Here is a 14807-nt window from a genome sequence, read left to right as displayed (position 1 = left end):
AATGTGCATGACCAACGATTGCCGCTAAATTAATCTCCGGTGCCTGTCGACGAATCTTGGCGGTTTCGCAAGGGCTTGGCTCAATCGGCGGAAACTGGCACGCGAGATGCATCATCTTTCCCGAACAGGGGAAGACAGAATGTCGAAAGCGGCTGAGATCGATATAGCGTCCGTTTCCAAGGTCTATGGCTCGACGACCGCGGTTCACGCGATCAGCCTGAAGATCCCGGCGGGTTCCTATTGCTGCTTCCTCGGCCCCTCGGGTTGCGGCAAGACCTCGACGCTGCGCATGATCGCCGGACATGAGACAATTTCGTCGGGCGATATCCGGCTCGGCAACGTGGTCGTCACTGATTTTCCGCCCGCCAAGCGCGGAACGGCGATGATGTTCCAGTCCTACGCGCTCTTTCCGCATCTCGATCTCGTCGACAATGTCGCCTTCAGCCTGAAGATGAAGGGGGTGGAGAAGGACGAGCGCCGGGCCAAGGCGCTGGAAATGCTGAAGCTGATGCAGATGGAGGCCTATGCCACCAGGCGCCCGGCCCAGCTTTCCGGCGGCCAGCAGCAGCGCGTGGCGCTGGCGCGTGCATTGATCACCGATCCGGAAGCGTTGCTGCTCGACGAGCCGCTTTCTGCGCTCGACCCGTTTCTCAAGATCCGCATGCGGGCAGAACTCAAGAAGTTGCAGAAGACCCTCGGCATCACCTTCGTGCATGTGACCCACAGCCAGGAAGAGGCGATGGCGCTCGCCGACATCATAGTCATCATGAACGACGGCAAGATCGAGCAGGCGGCGGCACCGCGCCAGGTATTCGAGAAGCCGGCGACCGCCTTTGTCGCGCGCTTCATGGGCGACCACAATGTTCTCTCGGGCCGGGTGACGGGGAACGAGGATGGCGTGCTGACGCTTGTTGTTCCAGAGGGCCAGAGCTTCTCGGTGCGTGGAGAGGGCAGGGCCGTCGGCGAGGCGGTGGATATCGGCATCCGTACCGACAAGGTCCGCCTAGATGCACCCTCCGACAAGACGCTGGGCTTTTCCGGAATCGTTTCGAACATCGAATATCGGGGCTCCTCGGTGAAGATCACCGTGCTTGGAGCCGGCAGCGACGACTTCACCGTGATCGTGAGCGATGCCGACTACTTCAGGAAGCCGGTATCGGTCGGCGATGCGGTCTCGTTGAGTTGGGCCCTGGAGGACGCCGTCCTCCTCGGCCGTGCATGAAATATCGGCATCAAGAAAAGGGGAACTGACATGACCACAGAAACCAAATCCACCGACAAGGCGCAGAAGGGCATATCCCGCCGCTCGCTCCTCAAGACGGGCGCGGCCGCCGTCGGCGCCGTTGCCGGTTCCGGCCTCATCACCGGCTTTCCGACGATCTGGGCGCAATCCAACATCACGCTCCGCCAGTTCGGTACGGGCGTTTCGAACATCAATGCGATCGCCGAGAAGTGCAAGGCCGACCTCGGCATCACGCTTGAGATGACGGCAACGGACTCCGATGCCGCTGCCCAGCGCGCCGTTACCCAGCCGGACAGCTACGACGTTGCCGACATCGAGTACTGGATCGCCAAGAAGGTCTATCCGACCGGCGTCCTGCAGCCGATGGATACGTCGAAGCTCAAGTATTTCGACAAGATCGTGCCGCTCTTCATCACCGGCAAGCTGAAGTCCGACAGCGTGATCGCGCAGGGTACGGCGCCTCACACGGTCGGCTTCGTCGAAGCTCAGGACTCCAAGACCTTCGCCAAGGAACCGACGCAGTGGATGACGATGGTTCCGACGATCTACAATGCCGACACGCTCGGCATCCGCCCCGACCTCGTCGGCCGCGAGATCAGCACCTGGGCCGACATCATGGATCCGGCCTTCAAGGGCAAGACATCGATCCTCAACATCCCGTCGATCGGCATCATGGATGCCGCGATGATCATGGAAGCCACGGGCAACATCAAATATGCCGACAAGGGCAACATGACGAAGGAAGAGATCGACAAGACGATCGAATTCCTGATCAAGGCAAAGCAGGACGGCCAGTTCCGTGCCTTCTGGAAGAGCTTCGACGAGAGCGTCAACCTGATGGCATCCGGCGAAGTCGTCATCCAGTCCATGTGGTCGCCGGCCGTCGCCGCAGTCCGCTCGAAGGGCATCGCCTGCAAATACCAGCCGCTGAAGGAAGGCTATCGTGCCTGGGGCGGCGGGCTCGGCCTTGCCTCGCATCTCAAGGGCGCACAGCTCGACGCGGCCTATGAGTATATCAACTGGTACACGTCCGGCTGGGTCGGCGGCTATCTTAACCGCCAGGGCTACTATTCGGCTGCAATGGATACCGCCAAGGAATTCATGTCCGCCGACGAGTGGGGCTACTGGATCGAAGGCAAGCCGGCACAGGGCGATATCCTTTCCCCGGAAGGCAAGGTCATGGAGAAGGCCGGCGCCGTTCGCGACGGCGGCTCCTTCGAGGAGCGCATGGGGCACGTCGCATGCTGGAACTCCGTCATGGACGAAGACCGCTACATGGTCCGCCGCTGGAACGAGTTCATCGCGGCCTGACGGCAAGATCGGCAGGCGGCGAGGAAGCCTCCGCCGCCTGCCACTACCGCTTACCCGCGCGGGCCAAGACGCAACACTAGGCTCGCGCGGTGCCAGGCAAGGCAATCCCGCGGAAGATTCCGGAGATCAGACATGGCCACGATCGCTTCAGAGCAAACGGTGCCGGCATCGGAGTTGGCCAAGCGTCACCTCCGGTTCGCCCCGTCGGCGATTTCCTACCTGCAATCGACGCCGCTCGTCCTGATCCTCGGCTTCTTCTTCATACTGCCGATCGCCATGATCGCGGTCGTCAGCTTCTGGGACTATGATTTCGCGGGGCTCTATCCCGCTTTTCTCACTATGAACTACACGGAAACGCTGGGTTCGTGGGTCACATGGAAGACTTATCTCAATACCCTGAAGTTCACGGTCATCGTCTGGGCGCTGACGCTCCTCATCGGCTTCTGGGTCGCCTATTTCCTGGCCTTCCACATTCGCAAGACGAGCACGCAGATGATCCTCTTCCTGGTCTGCACCGTGCCCTTCATGACCTCGAACATCATCCGCATGATTTCCTGGATCCCGGTGCTCGGGCGCAATGGTCTCGTCAACACGACGCTCGTCGAAATGGGGCTGGTTCCTCGGCCGATCGAATGGCTGCTCTACTCGGATTTCGCCGTCGTGCTCGCCATGGTGCATCTCTATACGCTTTTCATGGTGACGCCGATCTTCAATACGCTGATGCGCATCGACCGTTCGCTGTTCGAGGCAGCGCGTGACGCGGGCGCCAGCGGATGGCAGGTCCTCTGGAACGTCGTCATCCCGCTGGCGAAGCCGGGCATGGCGATCGGCACCATCTTCGTCGTGACGCTGGTTATGGCCGACTTCTCGACGGTGCAGGTGATGTCCGGCGGCCAGAGCGCGTCCGTTGCGCTGATGATGAAGAACCAGATGTCGTTGCTGCAGTATCCGGCAGCGGCGGCAAATGCCGTCGTCCTGCTGGTCCTCGTCCTTCTGATGGTCGCGGCGATCCTGCGCGTCGTCGATATCCGCAAGGAGCTCTGAGATGTACCGTGAGAAGCGAAGCCTCGAATTCTACGTGCTTGCCGTCTTCTTCACGATCTTCGTGCTCTTTCTCTATGGCCCCTTGTCTGCGATCGTCATCCTTTCCTTCCAGGGGCCGGACGGCGGCCTGACTTTCCCCTTGAACGGGGTTTCGGTCCACTGGTTCTTCAATCTCTTCGAAAAGCAGGCCGTCGGCGATTTCGGCGCATCCTTCAGGCGCTCCTTCACGCTCGGGCTCATGGTGATGGCCGTTACCGTCGTCGTGTCGCTGCTTGCCGGCCTCGCCTTTCGCAGGAAGTTCCGTGGGGCAACGGTGTTGTTCTACGCGACGGTGGCGAGCCTCGTCGTTCCCTCAATCATCATCTCGCTCGGCATCGGCGTCGTCTTCCAGCAGACCGGCCTCAAGCCCGCCTGGTATTCCTCGGCCTTCGGGGCACATCTGACCTGGACGCTGCCCTTCGGCGTCCTGATCATGTTCGCCGTCTTCAACCGCTTTTCCCCCGCCTACGAGGAGGCGGCACGGGACCTCGGCGCCAGCCCCTGGCAGACCTTCCGGCATGTCGTGCTGCCGATGATCGCGCCAAGCCTGGTTGGCGTCGGTCTCTTCGGCTTCACGCTCTCCTATGACGAATTCGCCCGCACGCTCATGACATCGGGCACCTACAACACGCTGCCGCTCGAGATCTACGGCATGACGACCAACGTTACGACGCCGGTCCTGTATGCGCTCGGCACGGTAACGACACTCTTCTCCTTCACCATCATTCTCGTCGCGCTCGGCATCATGACGATGCTGAACCGGCGGCAAGCCAAGATAGGCTGACATGCACCTCCTGCTCATAAATCCGAACACCACGGTCTCGATGACACAAAAGGCCGCGGCGGCGGCCCGGACCGTCGCGGCTTCCGGGACCGAGATCATAGCCGCCACGTCGCGCATGGGGCCGGCCTCGATCGAAGGGCACTATGACGGTGCGCTCGCGATCCCGGGCCTGCTGGCGGAGCTGAGGGAACGGCGGGCTTCGGGTTATGATGCGGCGATCGTTGCCTGTTTCGACGACACCGGGCTCGAAGCGGCACGAAGCTTTTCCGATGTGCCGGTTGTCGGCCTCTGCGAGTCTGCCGTCGCGACCGCCGGGTTTCTGGCGCAGCGCTTCACGGTCGTCACGACATTGGAGCGGTCGCGGGTGCTGATCGAAAACCTCGTCCGTCGCTACGGCATGGGCGAGCGGGCGAAGGTTCGGGCCTCGGATATTCCGGTGCTCGCGCTGGAGGACGTGGCATCGGGCGCTATCGGCAAGCTCAGGGCGGAAATCGAAAGGGCGCTCTCGGAAGACGGTGCCGAGGCGATCGTGCTCGGATGCGCAGGCATGACGGATCTTGCGCGCGAACTGCAGGCGATCTACGGCGTGCCCGTGATCGATGGGGTGGCGGCGGCCGTGAAGCAGGCAGAGGCACTGGTTTCGCTTGGCCTCTCCACCAGCAAGCGTGGTTCCTATTCCGCGCCCCTCCCCAAGCCGTTTGCTGGAGCGATGCGCGAATTCGCGCCCCAGCCGGCGGGCTGAAACCCCTAGATACGCTCGCCGGACGGAGCGCTCCGCCGGCGGGATTCTTCTAACGTGATTGGACTTCCTTAAGACCCGGAGTCATCATCCTCAAGGGTCGGTGTAGGTATTGGCGCGGAACAACCATCGTCTGAATGGGAGTCCAAGATGAAGTATCAAACACTTGAGCAATTAAGGTCTGTCGCGGAAATCGAAGACTATCCGGGGCGGACAATGTCGCGCAGCGAGCGCCTCGTCCGCTGGGCGGAACTTCTTGAGCGAAATCCCCATTGGCGCCTCTCGACGCTGCATCAGACGGAGTACCAACCTCCGGATATGCGGGAAGCGATGCGCAGCGACGATTCGCCGATTTCGGTTGCTTTCAAGGATCCGGTTCTTAGGGCGGCCGGCCTTGCGGACGACAGCTATGGCGAGGCAAAACGCTTCTTCGAACTCGATGACTGGCAGTTGCACGAAGTCATCTGCTATTGCCATTTCGGCGCGACCGTTGCGGCCTCGACTGCGGCGTCCCAGATTCGCGCAATCCTTGCTCCAAAGCGGGCAAGCCTGTTTGAAGTATTGCGGCGGATGCTGGTCGGTTAGCTCGGCTTGCCGAGTTGCTGCCCGCGATGAGAGGCGGTTCGTGAGCGAGCCGCGGCTTTTGCGCGGGAGGATTCCGGTCTGGCAGACGTCCGTTTCTTTAGAGCGTCGCTCGCTCTGTGCGACGCCGGTTAATCATTGACCTAATTTTCCCATTGATCGCTTGGCCTCTTGCGGTTCGGCCGTCGCGCGTGCCGCCGACCGGACCGCTTGGCATTCGCGTCGGATCGAGCGGGCTAACGATCGTCCGCGCCCGTTGATCGGGCCGGCGCGTCGTCGGGATGACCCCCATCATCAACCGGTGGCGTGAGTTGAGGCGGCGGCTTGTGGCCGCGGTAGAGATGTTCCGATATGGAGCCCATCCCCGAACGCGTCATGATCTCATAGGCGATACGCCGGCCGAGCGGATTGTGGAGGCGCACCACTGTTGCGCCGAGAAATTCCGTCTCGCTGTGCTCGAGCGCCTCCAGATGCGGCGCCTCGTCGATCACGGCGCGATAGAAATCGTGAAACTCGCGCTTGCAGACATAGGTCTTGTATTTCGTCATGCAGAAGGCGCGAAACTCGTCGTTCTCCCGCAGGAAATCGGAAACGCCGACCGTCACCTCCGGCCAGCTGGGATTGAAGGTGTCATCGAAGGCGATGACGCCGTGGGGAGCGAGGACTGCACCGGCAAGCGCACTGTCGGCGGCGAGATGCGGCAGCATATGCCCGCCGTCGATGCTGAAAAACCTTACCCGGCCCACCTTCTCCAGGATATCGGCCGGTACGACCCTGCCGCTGTCGCCGGCTATGACGAGTTCCTCGTCGACCGGAAGGCCGAGCTGCGCACCGTTTTTCAGGAATCCCTTGTACTGTTCCGAGACGCCGTCCTCGGCATCGCCTATCTCGAAGAGGTCGATGGCCACGACCTTGTTTTCAGGAGCCGTGATCTTTCGCAGAAGGAAATAGGAGCGGCCGTAGAAGACGCCGATTTCTGCGACGCCCCCTTCGAGCCCGAGGCTCGTCTGCGTTTCGAGCAGGGAGAGAAATACAAGGGCGTCCGGCAGATCAATATATCCCTCGATCCGCTGCAGATCATGGAAGATGAACTTTCGGATGTTGGACATATCAGCGGGCGCCCGTGTCAGCGAAGGAAGATTTTTTATATAGCGTTTCGCTAAATTAGAATGTTTATTTTACCATAGTGTCAACCCGGCCTGCACGGGGATTCGGGTTTCGATCGTAACTGTTCGCCGTCTGCTCGCGTCCCGATCGACATAAGCTGTGTGGTTGCAATACTTGCGTGCGGCGGCCGGACCCGCGAAGAAACGCGAGACTTGGCGCAAAAACTCTGTCTGGTACGCCAACGATCTTTGCACTAAGGTGACCGAATTGAAGCGATGATATTCAGTGCTATCAGTGTTTCCATACGTATTGCGGTGATTGATTTACAATACCGAGGTTAGAAATTGGCGTCAGGAAGAACAGATATACATCGCAGGACCCGGAGAGCGACGGAATCCGCCGGGTTTGACGGCATTGACATCGACAATATCGTCGCACTCTTCCGCCGTCGCTGGAAACCGATGTTCGCCTGCATAGCGGTCGGCATTCTCATCGGCCTGATCTACAGTCGCGTCGCAATTCCCTTGTATTCCGCCCAGGCGACGCTCTTCCTCGATGTCAGCAAGGGCCCGTTGATCAACAGATATGCCGGACAATCCGAAACGCCGGAGGAAACCGACGGCGGCCTCCTGAGCGAGCTTGAAGTAATGCGCTCGAAGGTGATCGGCGGCGCCGTGGTGGACAAGCTGAACCTGACGCAGAACGAGGAGTTCATGTCGTCCCGGGATTCGCTTCTCGATATCGCGATTGGCTGGCTTTCAGGAACGGGGTCCCAGCCTGAAACGGATCCGGCGCGTCTGCGCCAGAATGCCATCGCCAAGCTTCAGGACGGAGCAACGATCACGCGCGTGGCGCAATCCTATATCTTCGACCTGCGTTTTGCGTCGACCTCGCCTGAACTTTCGGCGAAGATCGCGAATGCCCTTGGCGAAGCCTATGTCGCCGACCGCGTGAATTCGACCTATGAATCGATGAGCCTGGCCGGCAACTGGCTGCGGGAGCGGGTGGAAGACCTGCGCGAGAAGACGCGCCAGGCGGACCTTGCGGTGGAGCGGTACCGTTCCGCGAACGGCCTGGTCAGAACCGGAACCGAGCTGCTATCCGACCAGCGGCTGCAGGAGTTGAGCACCGCCCTAGTCGACGCGGGCACCGAAACAGCTAAAGCGCGGGCCAAGTATGAAAGCCTCAAGGCGGTCATAGACTCCGGCCGCGCGGACATCGTCGTGAACGACGTGCTGCAGGACTCGATTTCGAAGCAGCTCCGCACCAAGTACCTCGACGCCTCCAAGCGTGAGGCGGATATCTCGAAGAAGTACGGTGCCGATCACGTTCAGGCGGTCAGGCTGCGGCAGGAGATGCAGGACTACGCCCGGCTGATGTTCGAGGAGCTGAACCGTGTGGCCAATGGCTATCGCAGCAGTCTCGACATGGCCCAGTCGCACGAGAACGAGCTTGCCGCGACGCTCGCCAAGGCGACGGGCAACAGCGAGAATGACGACAGGAACAACGTCGAGCTGCGTGAGCTCGAGCGCACCGAAAACACATACAGGAACATGTACCAGATATTCCTGGACCGCTACCAGGAGTCGATCCAGCAGGAATCCTTCCCGGTCACGAATGCCAGGATCATCTCGTTTGCAGAGGCGCCGGAGAGGCCGAGCTTTCCACGCCTCCAGCTCGTGCTTTTCATGGCGGTGATCTTCAGCGGAACGCTTGCAATGGTTCTCGCAGCCTATCTCGAGACGCGCCGCAGATATTTCCGCAATGAGAAGCAGGTCGCCGATGAGCTCGGCCTCGATTTCCTTGGAACCGCGCCACCGGTCTCCGCCAAGGGCGGCAGCCTCGGCACCTATGCCGCCGATAACCCGTTCTCGCCCGTTTCGGAGACATTGAGGAGCGCCAAGATTGCCGTCGATCTCTTCCTGGGCGCGAAGTCTCCGAAGGTGATCGGGATCGTCTCGGCCTTCGCGGGTGAGGGCGCCTCCTGGATGGCCAGCAACCTTGCCTCACTTCTCGCCAGCCAGGGCGACCGGACGCTCCTCATCGACTGCGACCTGCGCAACAAGAGCGCGACGCGCATGCTCATGGCGCATGCGCGCGCCGGCATCGTCGAGGTTCTCTTGGGTCAAGCCAGGCTGGCTGACGTCGAGACGCTCCATCCGACGGCGAGGTTCCGATTCATTCCGGCCGCCCTGAAGCGTCAGCTTCCGAATTCGTCGCAGCTGCTCGCCTCGCCGATGTTCAAGCAGCTGCTTTCGCAGGCCCGGACGGGCGTCGACTACATCATCCTGGACCTGCCACCCATCTCGGCTGTCGTCGATGCCCGCGCGGTCGCCAACGAGGTCGATCTTTTTATCCTTGTCGTCGATCAACCGCGTACCGAGCGTGCGTCGGTGCGTGATGCGCTTGCACAATCTCAGGTGGTGGCCGAAAAATGCGTCGGCGTGATCCTGAACAAGGTCGATGCGCGGAAATACGAATCACGCGAACGCTCAGACGAGACGCTGCAGGGTCGCGATATGCCTATAGCGGCCGAATAATCATCGATTTTGCAAAGAAATTGCCGGACAGCGTGGGCGGTGTTGTTACCGTTTAATCGCATTTTGCACTGCACCAAAATAGAACCGAACAGCAGCGGGATGCAACTTCGCAAGTTGTAAGTCGATCTCTTGTGACGCCCTCAATTGCGCTTGATAATACTCTCGTTCGTCGGCGTGTTGCAGATTTTCGACTTTAGACAATCTATCAATAATATACTTGGATTTCATGTTGCGCCGCGATAAGCATCATGCAAAGTTATGCCATGGAATTCTTATGGAGCGCTGCAGAAAAGCTTATGTCGATGTCTGAACGCGTAAGCCATATGGGTAAGTCGTCTAAAGAGTGATGCTGTCGTAGACTTGCGGTGAGGGATCGAACATGGTGGCATTTCTCACTGAGATCGAGGATTCTGCGCCGCGCATGGTTGTGTGTTCTTGCACGTTTGGCGTGTTGTCGAGCGCGTTCGGGAGGAGATAGGCGCTCAACGTCGCCGACTGAGTGCGGGCGGTATCGAAATTGCGGAATGCTTCCGCAGAAAGGTGGCTTTCCGTCGGTGGGTATATGATGGGTATTGGGGTGGGGACCAAGTATATCTTCAGATAAGCTTTGCCTTTCGGGGCATTCGCTTCCGGTGTCGAGTCGCTTTTCGTGTGTTTGTCTTAATGATTGTAGCTGAAGAGAGTCAGGGGTCCATCGAATGAGCAGTATCAAGAGCAACGGCAAAGTCGCACTGATTACCGGGGTGACCGGCCAGGACGGCGCTTATCTTTCGGAACTGCTCCTTGAAAAGGGATACAGGGTCCACGGCATCAAGCGGCGGTCGTCGTCTTTCAACACGAACCGCATTGAGCATCTCTACGAAGATCCGCATGTCGAGGATCCGCGCTTCATCCTCCATTTCGGCGACATGACGGATTCGACGAACCTCATCCGCATCATCCAGGAGGTTCAGCCCGACGAGATCTACAATCTCGCGGCGCAGAGCCACGTGGCAGTGAGCTTCGAAACCCCCGAATATACCGCAAATGCGGATGGCATCGGCACGCTGCGCATTCTTGAAGCGATCCGCCTGCTCGGCCTTGTAAACAAGACGAAGTTCTACCAGGCTTCCACATCCGAGCTCTACGGCAAGGTCCAGGCCGTTCCGCAGAGCGAGACGACGCCGTTCTACCCGCGCAGCCCCTACGCTGCGGCGAAGCTCTATGCCTACTGGATCGTCGTCAATTATCGCGAGGCCTACGGGCTGCACGCTTCCAACGGTATCCTGTTCAACCACGAGAGCCCGATCCGCGGCGAGACCTTCGTGACGCGCAAGATCACGCGCGCGGCCGCCGCCATCCACCTCGGCATCCAGGAAAAGCTCTACCTCGGCAATCTCGACGCAAAGCGCGACTGGGGCCACGCCCGCGAGTACGTGCGCGGCATGTGGATGATGCTGCAGCAGGAACAGCCCGACGACTATGTGCTTGCAACCGGCGAAACGTACACGGTTCGCAGCTTCGTGGAGAAGGCATTTGCTAGGGTCGGGACGACCCTCGAATGGAAGGGTGAGGGCGTCGACGAAAAGGGCTACGACACGACGACAGGTCGACCCGTCGTCGAAATCGATCCGGCCTATTTCCGCCCGACCGAGGTCGATCTCCTGATCGGCGACCCGACCAAGGCTCACGAGGTGCTGGGCTGGACGCATGAGACGAATCTCGACCAGCTCGTCAACGAAATGATCCGCGAAGACTTGAAGGTCATGGCCCGCAACGTTCCCCTTCCCGCAAACAACAAGGGCCTGGCCCATGCCTGACGCGATCTACGATCTCTCGGGCAAGAGAGTCTGGGTTGCCGGCCATAGGGGGATGGTCGGCTCGGCGATCGTTCGACGGCTCGCGCAGGAGAATTGCACTGTGCTGACTGTCGACCGGCGCGAGGTGGATCTGACGCGCCAGGACCAAGTGGAAAGCTGGCTCGACAAGACGCGCCCGGATGCGATCTTCCTGGCGGCGGCAAAAGTTGGCGGCATTCTTGCAAACGACAGCTATCCCGCCGATTTTCTTTACGACAACATGATGATGGAAGCGAACATCATCCATGGCGCCCATGTGGTCGGCGTGGAAAAGCTTCTGTTTCTCGGCTCGTCGTGCATCTACCCCAAGTTCGCGAACCAGCCGATCGTCGAGGAGGCTCTCCTTACCGGGACGCTCGAGCCGACCAACGAGTGGTATGCGATTGCCAAGATCGCCGGGATCAAGCTTTGCCAGGCCTATCGCAAGCAGCATGGCAGAGACTTCATCTCGGCCATGCCGACGAATGTCTACGGTCCCGGCGACAACTTCGACCTGAAGTCGAGCCATGTCGTCCCGGCGCTGCTGCGCAAGGCGCATGATGCCAGGATGTCCGGCTCCAGGTCCGTCACGGTCTGGGGAACGGGCACGCCGCGCCGCGAATTCATCCATGTCGACGATTGTGCGGATGCCTGCGTGCACCTCATGAAGGTCTATTCCGATGCAGTGCACGTCAATATCGGGTCGGGCAGCGACGTGACGATCCTCGAGCTGACCGAATTGGTCTGCAAGGTCGTCGGCTTCGAAGGAAATATCGTTCATGACCTCAGCAAGCCGGATGGAACGCCGCGCAAGCTGATGAGTGCCGAACGCCTGCGTGGGCTCGGCTGGTATCCGCGTATTTCGCTCGAGGACGGCCTCGCCGATGCCTACCAGGCGTTTCTGGACGGCAATTACGCCGAACGCGTGCAAGGAACGGCAGCGTGACGCAGCCGGCTGTCGCCCCTTCGCCGGAATCCATCGTGATTCCGCGGCAGGTCGCTTCCCAGCCTACTAGCCATAGCATCCTCATATACGGCATGAACTATGCACCCGAGATGGCGGGGGTCGGCCGCTACACCGGCGAGATTGCCGAGCACCTGGCGGCTCTTGGTTCGCAGGTCACGGTCGTGACATGCCCGCCGCATTATCCCGGCTGGGCGGTCCCCAAGGGATTTCGCAACCGCTATGGCCGGGGCACGGAGGGCGGCGTCAGGGTGTACCGCACGCCTCTCGTGCTGCGGCGGCGCATGGGCGGTGTCTGGCGGCTGATCGCGCCGCTGACTTTCGCCCTGAGTTCGGCGCCCGTTGTCTTCTGGCAGATCCTCAGGCGGCGACCCGATACGGTGATGTGTGTCGAGCCGACGCTCTTTGCGTCACCTGTCGCACTGCTTGCCGCTTCCCTCGTCGGCGCCCAGACCGTCCTGCACGTGCAGGACCTCGAGGTCGACGCGGCCTTCGCTGTCGGCCACCTCGGAAAGGCGAAGTGGCTGGCGGGACTTGCCTATGGCTTCGAACGGCTCGTCCTGCGCAATTTCGACAGGATCATCACGATCTCGGAGCGCATGCGGCAGAAGCTCGCCGAAAAGGGCATTGCGGCCGAAAAACTGGCGGTGCTACGCAATTGGGTAGACTTGGAACATATCTTTCCATTGGAAGGCGATACCTCTTACCGCGACGAACTTGGCTATGCCGCCGGTGATTTCATCGTGCTCTATTCGGGCAATATCGGCGCCAAGCAGGGGTTGAATGTCCTCCTCGATGCTGCGGAGCGACTGTCGGTTTCGCGACCTCATATCAAGTTCGTGATCGCCGGCGAGGGGCCGGTCAAGGACGATCTCGTCAGTCAGTATGGACATCTTCCCAATCTGCGCTTCCTTCCTTTCCAGCCCTATGCCCGGCTGAACGAATTCCTGAACATGGCCGATCTTCATGCGCTTCCCCAAGATAGGGGGGCGGCCGACCTAGTGCTGCCCTCGAAGCTCGGCGGCATGCTTGCAAGCGGCAAGCAGATCGTCGTGACGGCAGAGCCGGAAACGGAGCTCGCGAACTTCCTCGGAGGTTCGACGATCCTGATTGCGCCGGGAGATGCAGAGGAGCTGGCGACCGCAATCGAACGAGCGGCCCGCGGTGTCGTGCAAGACAGGGCGGAGCTGCGGCTGTCGCTCTCCCGCCGGCTTTCGAAGAGCATCGGCATCGCCGAATTTGCGGCGCTGGTAGGAGCCGTGCCTGCGCGCGAATAGGGCTCCGTCCTTCGGCCGGTACCTGTCCTTGCGACGGATGGAGAGAGTAGAGATGTCGTGCAGGAGGCAGAACGTGTTGCAAGAGGGCTCGCCTGGATGAGCGCCACTATCTTCCTTTGGGACAATCTCGGGCCGCCTCACTACGACAGGCTGGAGTCGGCACAGATGTACTTCGGCCCGGACCGAAAGGTGATCGGCGCCGAGATATTCGGCGACAGCAACGAGTATGACTGGAAGAAGGGAGCGGGTGACAGCGCACGGGTGGTGACGCTTTTCGAGGAGCGGTCGGCCTTCGGGACACTGTCATTTCTCAAGAAGCTGGCCGGTCTCGTGCGCCGAGCCAAAGCGCGGCATGTCTTCGTCTGCAACTACGACCGAGGCTATATATTGCTTGCTGCCGCACTGCTGCGCCTGATGGGGCGGCGGGTCTACCTGATGATCGACTCGAAGTTCGACGACAAGCCGCGCCAGCTCTCCCGCGAAATATTGAAGGCGATCTATCTGCTTCCTTATAATGGCGTGCTCGCCGCGAGCGACCGATCGCAGGACTATTTGCGTTTCCTCGGCTTTCGATCCGAGCAGATCCGGGCAGGATACGACACCATCGACGTCGCCCGCCTCCGCGCCCAGTGCAGCTTTTCAGTCCCGGCTTTTGCCGAGCGACCCTTCGTCATCGTTGCACGGCTGGTGGCCAAGAAGAACATTCACACCGCGCTGAGGGCGTTTGCGCTCGCTTTCCGGCAAACGCGAGAGAGGCGGCTGAAGATCTGTGGCTCCGGCCCTCTCCTGGAGGAGTTGAAGGCACTCGCCGCGGAGCTTGGCATCGCGGATCTCGTTGAGTTCACCGGCTTCCTACAGACCGAGGCGATCTCGGATGCGGTGGGGCAGTCCCTCGCTCTCGTCCTGCCGAGCACGGAGGAGCAGTTCGGCCAGGTTGTCGCCGAGGCGGTGGCGCTGTCGATCCCGGTCATGGTTTCGCTTGCCTGCGGCGCCCGCGACGAACTCGTCCGCAACGGCGTGAACGGCTTCATCTTCGAACCGACGAATGTCGAAGGGCTTGCCTATCTCATGAAGCTGATCGCCCGCGATGAACTTCTGTGGCGCGAAATGGCCGAGAATTCGAAGTCCTTCCTGCCGCTCGCGGATAGCGCTCGCTTTGCTGAGGCTGCCGCCAAATTCGTGCAGATGGAATAGTCGTGAGTACCTTTGGCTAAGGTAATGACCCAATTGGATTATAAGTCGACCGGAAAAAACATGATAGATATGGGTTGTTAGGAAGTAACCTTAAGAGCAGGAAGCGTAATAGCAAGATCGACGGAGTTAGCGGCCCCAATTACTATCCGAAAATCCGACGGCAATA

At 60.3% G+C, this 14807-nt stretch carries 12 protein-coding genes; 11 read left to right on the top strand and 1 reads right to left on the bottom strand.

Translation table 11 applies throughout. The features are described from left to right. Positions 1-139 precede the first annotated feature (139 nt). From EV286_RS12135 to EV286_RS12110, 6 genes are all read left to right on the top strand, one after another. Positions 140-1222: an ABC transporter ATP-binding protein gene (locus tag EV286_RS12135; protein WP_132957337.1), complete on the top strand. Its 1083-nt coding sequence runs from the start codon at positions 140-142 to the stop codon at positions 1220-1222. 30 nt (positions 1223-1252) lie between these two features. Beyond that, on the top strand, positions 1253-2554 hold the full coding sequence (locus tag EV286_RS12130) for a PotD/PotF family extracellular solute-binding protein (RefSeq protein ID WP_132957335.1): 1302 nt from the start codon (positions 1253-1255) through the stop codon (positions 2552-2554). A 132-nt stretch (positions 2555-2686) separates the two neighbouring features. After that, positions 2687-3598: an ABC transporter permease gene (locus tag EV286_RS12125; protein WP_132957333.1), complete on the top strand. Its 912-nt coding sequence runs from the start codon at positions 2687-2689 to the stop codon at positions 3596-3598. A gap of 1 nt (position 3599) precedes the next feature. Next, positions 3600-4421, top strand: a complete 822-nt coding sequence (locus EV286_RS12120; protein ID WP_132957332.1) for an ABC transporter permease — start codon at positions 3600-3602, stop codon at positions 4419-4421. A 1-nt stretch (position 4422) separates the two neighbouring features. After that, positions 4423-5163, top strand: coding sequence for an aspartate/glutamate racemase family protein (locus EV286_RS12115; protein ID WP_132957330.1), 741 nt, complete (start codon positions 4423-4425; stop codon positions 5161-5163). Positions 5164-5310: 147 nt separating this feature from the next. Beyond that, a complete protein-coding gene (locus tag EV286_RS12110) occupies positions 5311-5745 on the top strand; it encodes a hypothetical protein (RefSeq protein WP_132957328.1) in 435 nt (144 codons plus the stop codon). Positions 5746-5978: 233 nt separating this feature from the next. Here EV286_RS12110 and EV286_RS12105 read toward each other — a convergent pair whose 3' ends face one another. Then, on the bottom strand, positions 5979-6851 hold the full coding sequence (locus tag EV286_RS12105; protein WP_132957326.1) for a class I SAM-dependent methyltransferase: 873 nt from the start codon (positions 6849-6851) through the stop codon (positions 5979-5981). A gap of 342 nt (positions 6852-7193) precedes the next feature. On the opposite strand from EV286_RS12105, the gene EV286_RS12100 reads away from it, so the two are divergent. The 5 genes from EV286_RS12100 (at position 7194) to EV286_RS12080 (ending at position 14641) form a co-directional block, all read left to right on the top strand. Further along, positions 7194-9389, top strand: coding sequence for a polysaccharide biosynthesis tyrosine autokinase (locus EV286_RS12100; RefSeq protein WP_132957324.1), 2196 nt, complete (start codon positions 7194-7196; stop codon positions 9387-9389). A gap of 698 nt (positions 9390-10087) precedes the next feature. Then, entirely contained in the window at positions 10088-11188 is a 1101-nt protein-coding gene (gmd, locus tag EV286_RS12095; protein WP_132957322.1) for a GDP-mannose 4,6-dehydratase, read from the top strand. Continuing rightward, positions 11181-12152 (top strand): GDP-L-fucose synthase, encoded by a 972-nt coding sequence (locus tag EV286_RS12090; RefSeq protein ID WP_132957320.1) that lies wholly within the window; start codon positions 11181-11183, stop codon positions 12150-12152. Before gmd ends, EV286_RS12090 begins: the two co-directional genes overlap by 8 nt. Continuing rightward, positions 12149-13447, top strand: a complete 1299-nt coding sequence (locus EV286_RS12085) for a WcaI family glycosyltransferase (RefSeq protein WP_245500684.1) — start codon at positions 12149-12151, stop codon at positions 13445-13447. The genes EV286_RS12090 and EV286_RS12085 overlap by 4 nt, the downstream gene beginning before the upstream one ends. Positions 13448-13543: 96 nt before the next feature. Then, positions 13544-14641, top strand: a complete 1098-nt coding sequence (locus EV286_RS12080; protein ID WP_132957318.1) for a glycosyltransferase — start codon at positions 13544-13546, stop codon at positions 14639-14641. Positions 14642-14807 lie beyond the last annotated feature (166 nt).

This window comes from Rhizobium sp. BK251 (assembly GCF_004345245.1).
Taxonomy (GTDB): Bacteria; Pseudomonadota; Alphaproteobacteria; order Rhizobiales; family Rhizobiaceae; genus Rhizobium.
Note: the sequence above shows the minus strand (reverse complement) of the source record. Positions and strands in the feature narration are given on the sequence as shown.

Excerpts from the sequence above, each read along its gene's own strand:
- EV286_RS12105 (WP_132957326.1), bottom strand. The coding sequence starts at position 6,851 with ATGTCCAACATCCGAAAGTTCATCTTCCATGATCTGCAGCGGATCGAG.
- EV286_RS12110 (WP_132957328.1), top strand. The coding sequence starts at position 5,311 with ATGAAGTATCAAACACTTGAGCAATTAAGGTCTGTCGCGGAAATCGAA.
- gmd (WP_132957322.1), top strand. The coding sequence starts at position 10,088 with ATGAGCAGTATCAAGAGCAACGGCAAAGTCGCACTGATTACCGGGGTG.
- EV286_RS12115 (WP_132957330.1), top strand. The coding sequence starts at position 4,423 with ATGCACCTCCTGCTCATAAATCCGAACACCACGGTCTCGATGACACAA.
- EV286_RS12080 (WP_132957318.1), top strand. The coding sequence starts at position 13,544 with ATGAGCGCCACTATCTTCCTTTGGGACAATCTCGGGCCGCCTCACTAC.
- EV286_RS12135 (WP_132957337.1), top strand. The coding sequence starts at position 140 with ATGTCGAAAGCGGCTGAGATCGATATAGCGTCCGTTTCCAAGGTCTAT.
- EV286_RS12090 (WP_132957320.1), top strand. The coding sequence starts at position 11,181 with ATGCCTGACGCGATCTACGATCTCTCGGGCAAGAGAGTCTGGGTTGCC.
- EV286_RS12125 (WP_132957333.1), top strand. The coding sequence starts at position 2,687 with ATGGCCACGATCGCTTCAGAGCAAACGGTGCCGGCATCGGAGTTGGCC.
- EV286_RS12130 (WP_132957335.1), top strand. The coding sequence starts at position 1,253 with ATGACCACAGAAACCAAATCCACCGACAAGGCGCAGAAGGGCATATCC.
- EV286_RS12120 (WP_132957332.1), top strand. The coding sequence starts at position 3,600 with ATGTACCGTGAGAAGCGAAGCCTCGAATTCTACGTGCTTGCCGTCTTC.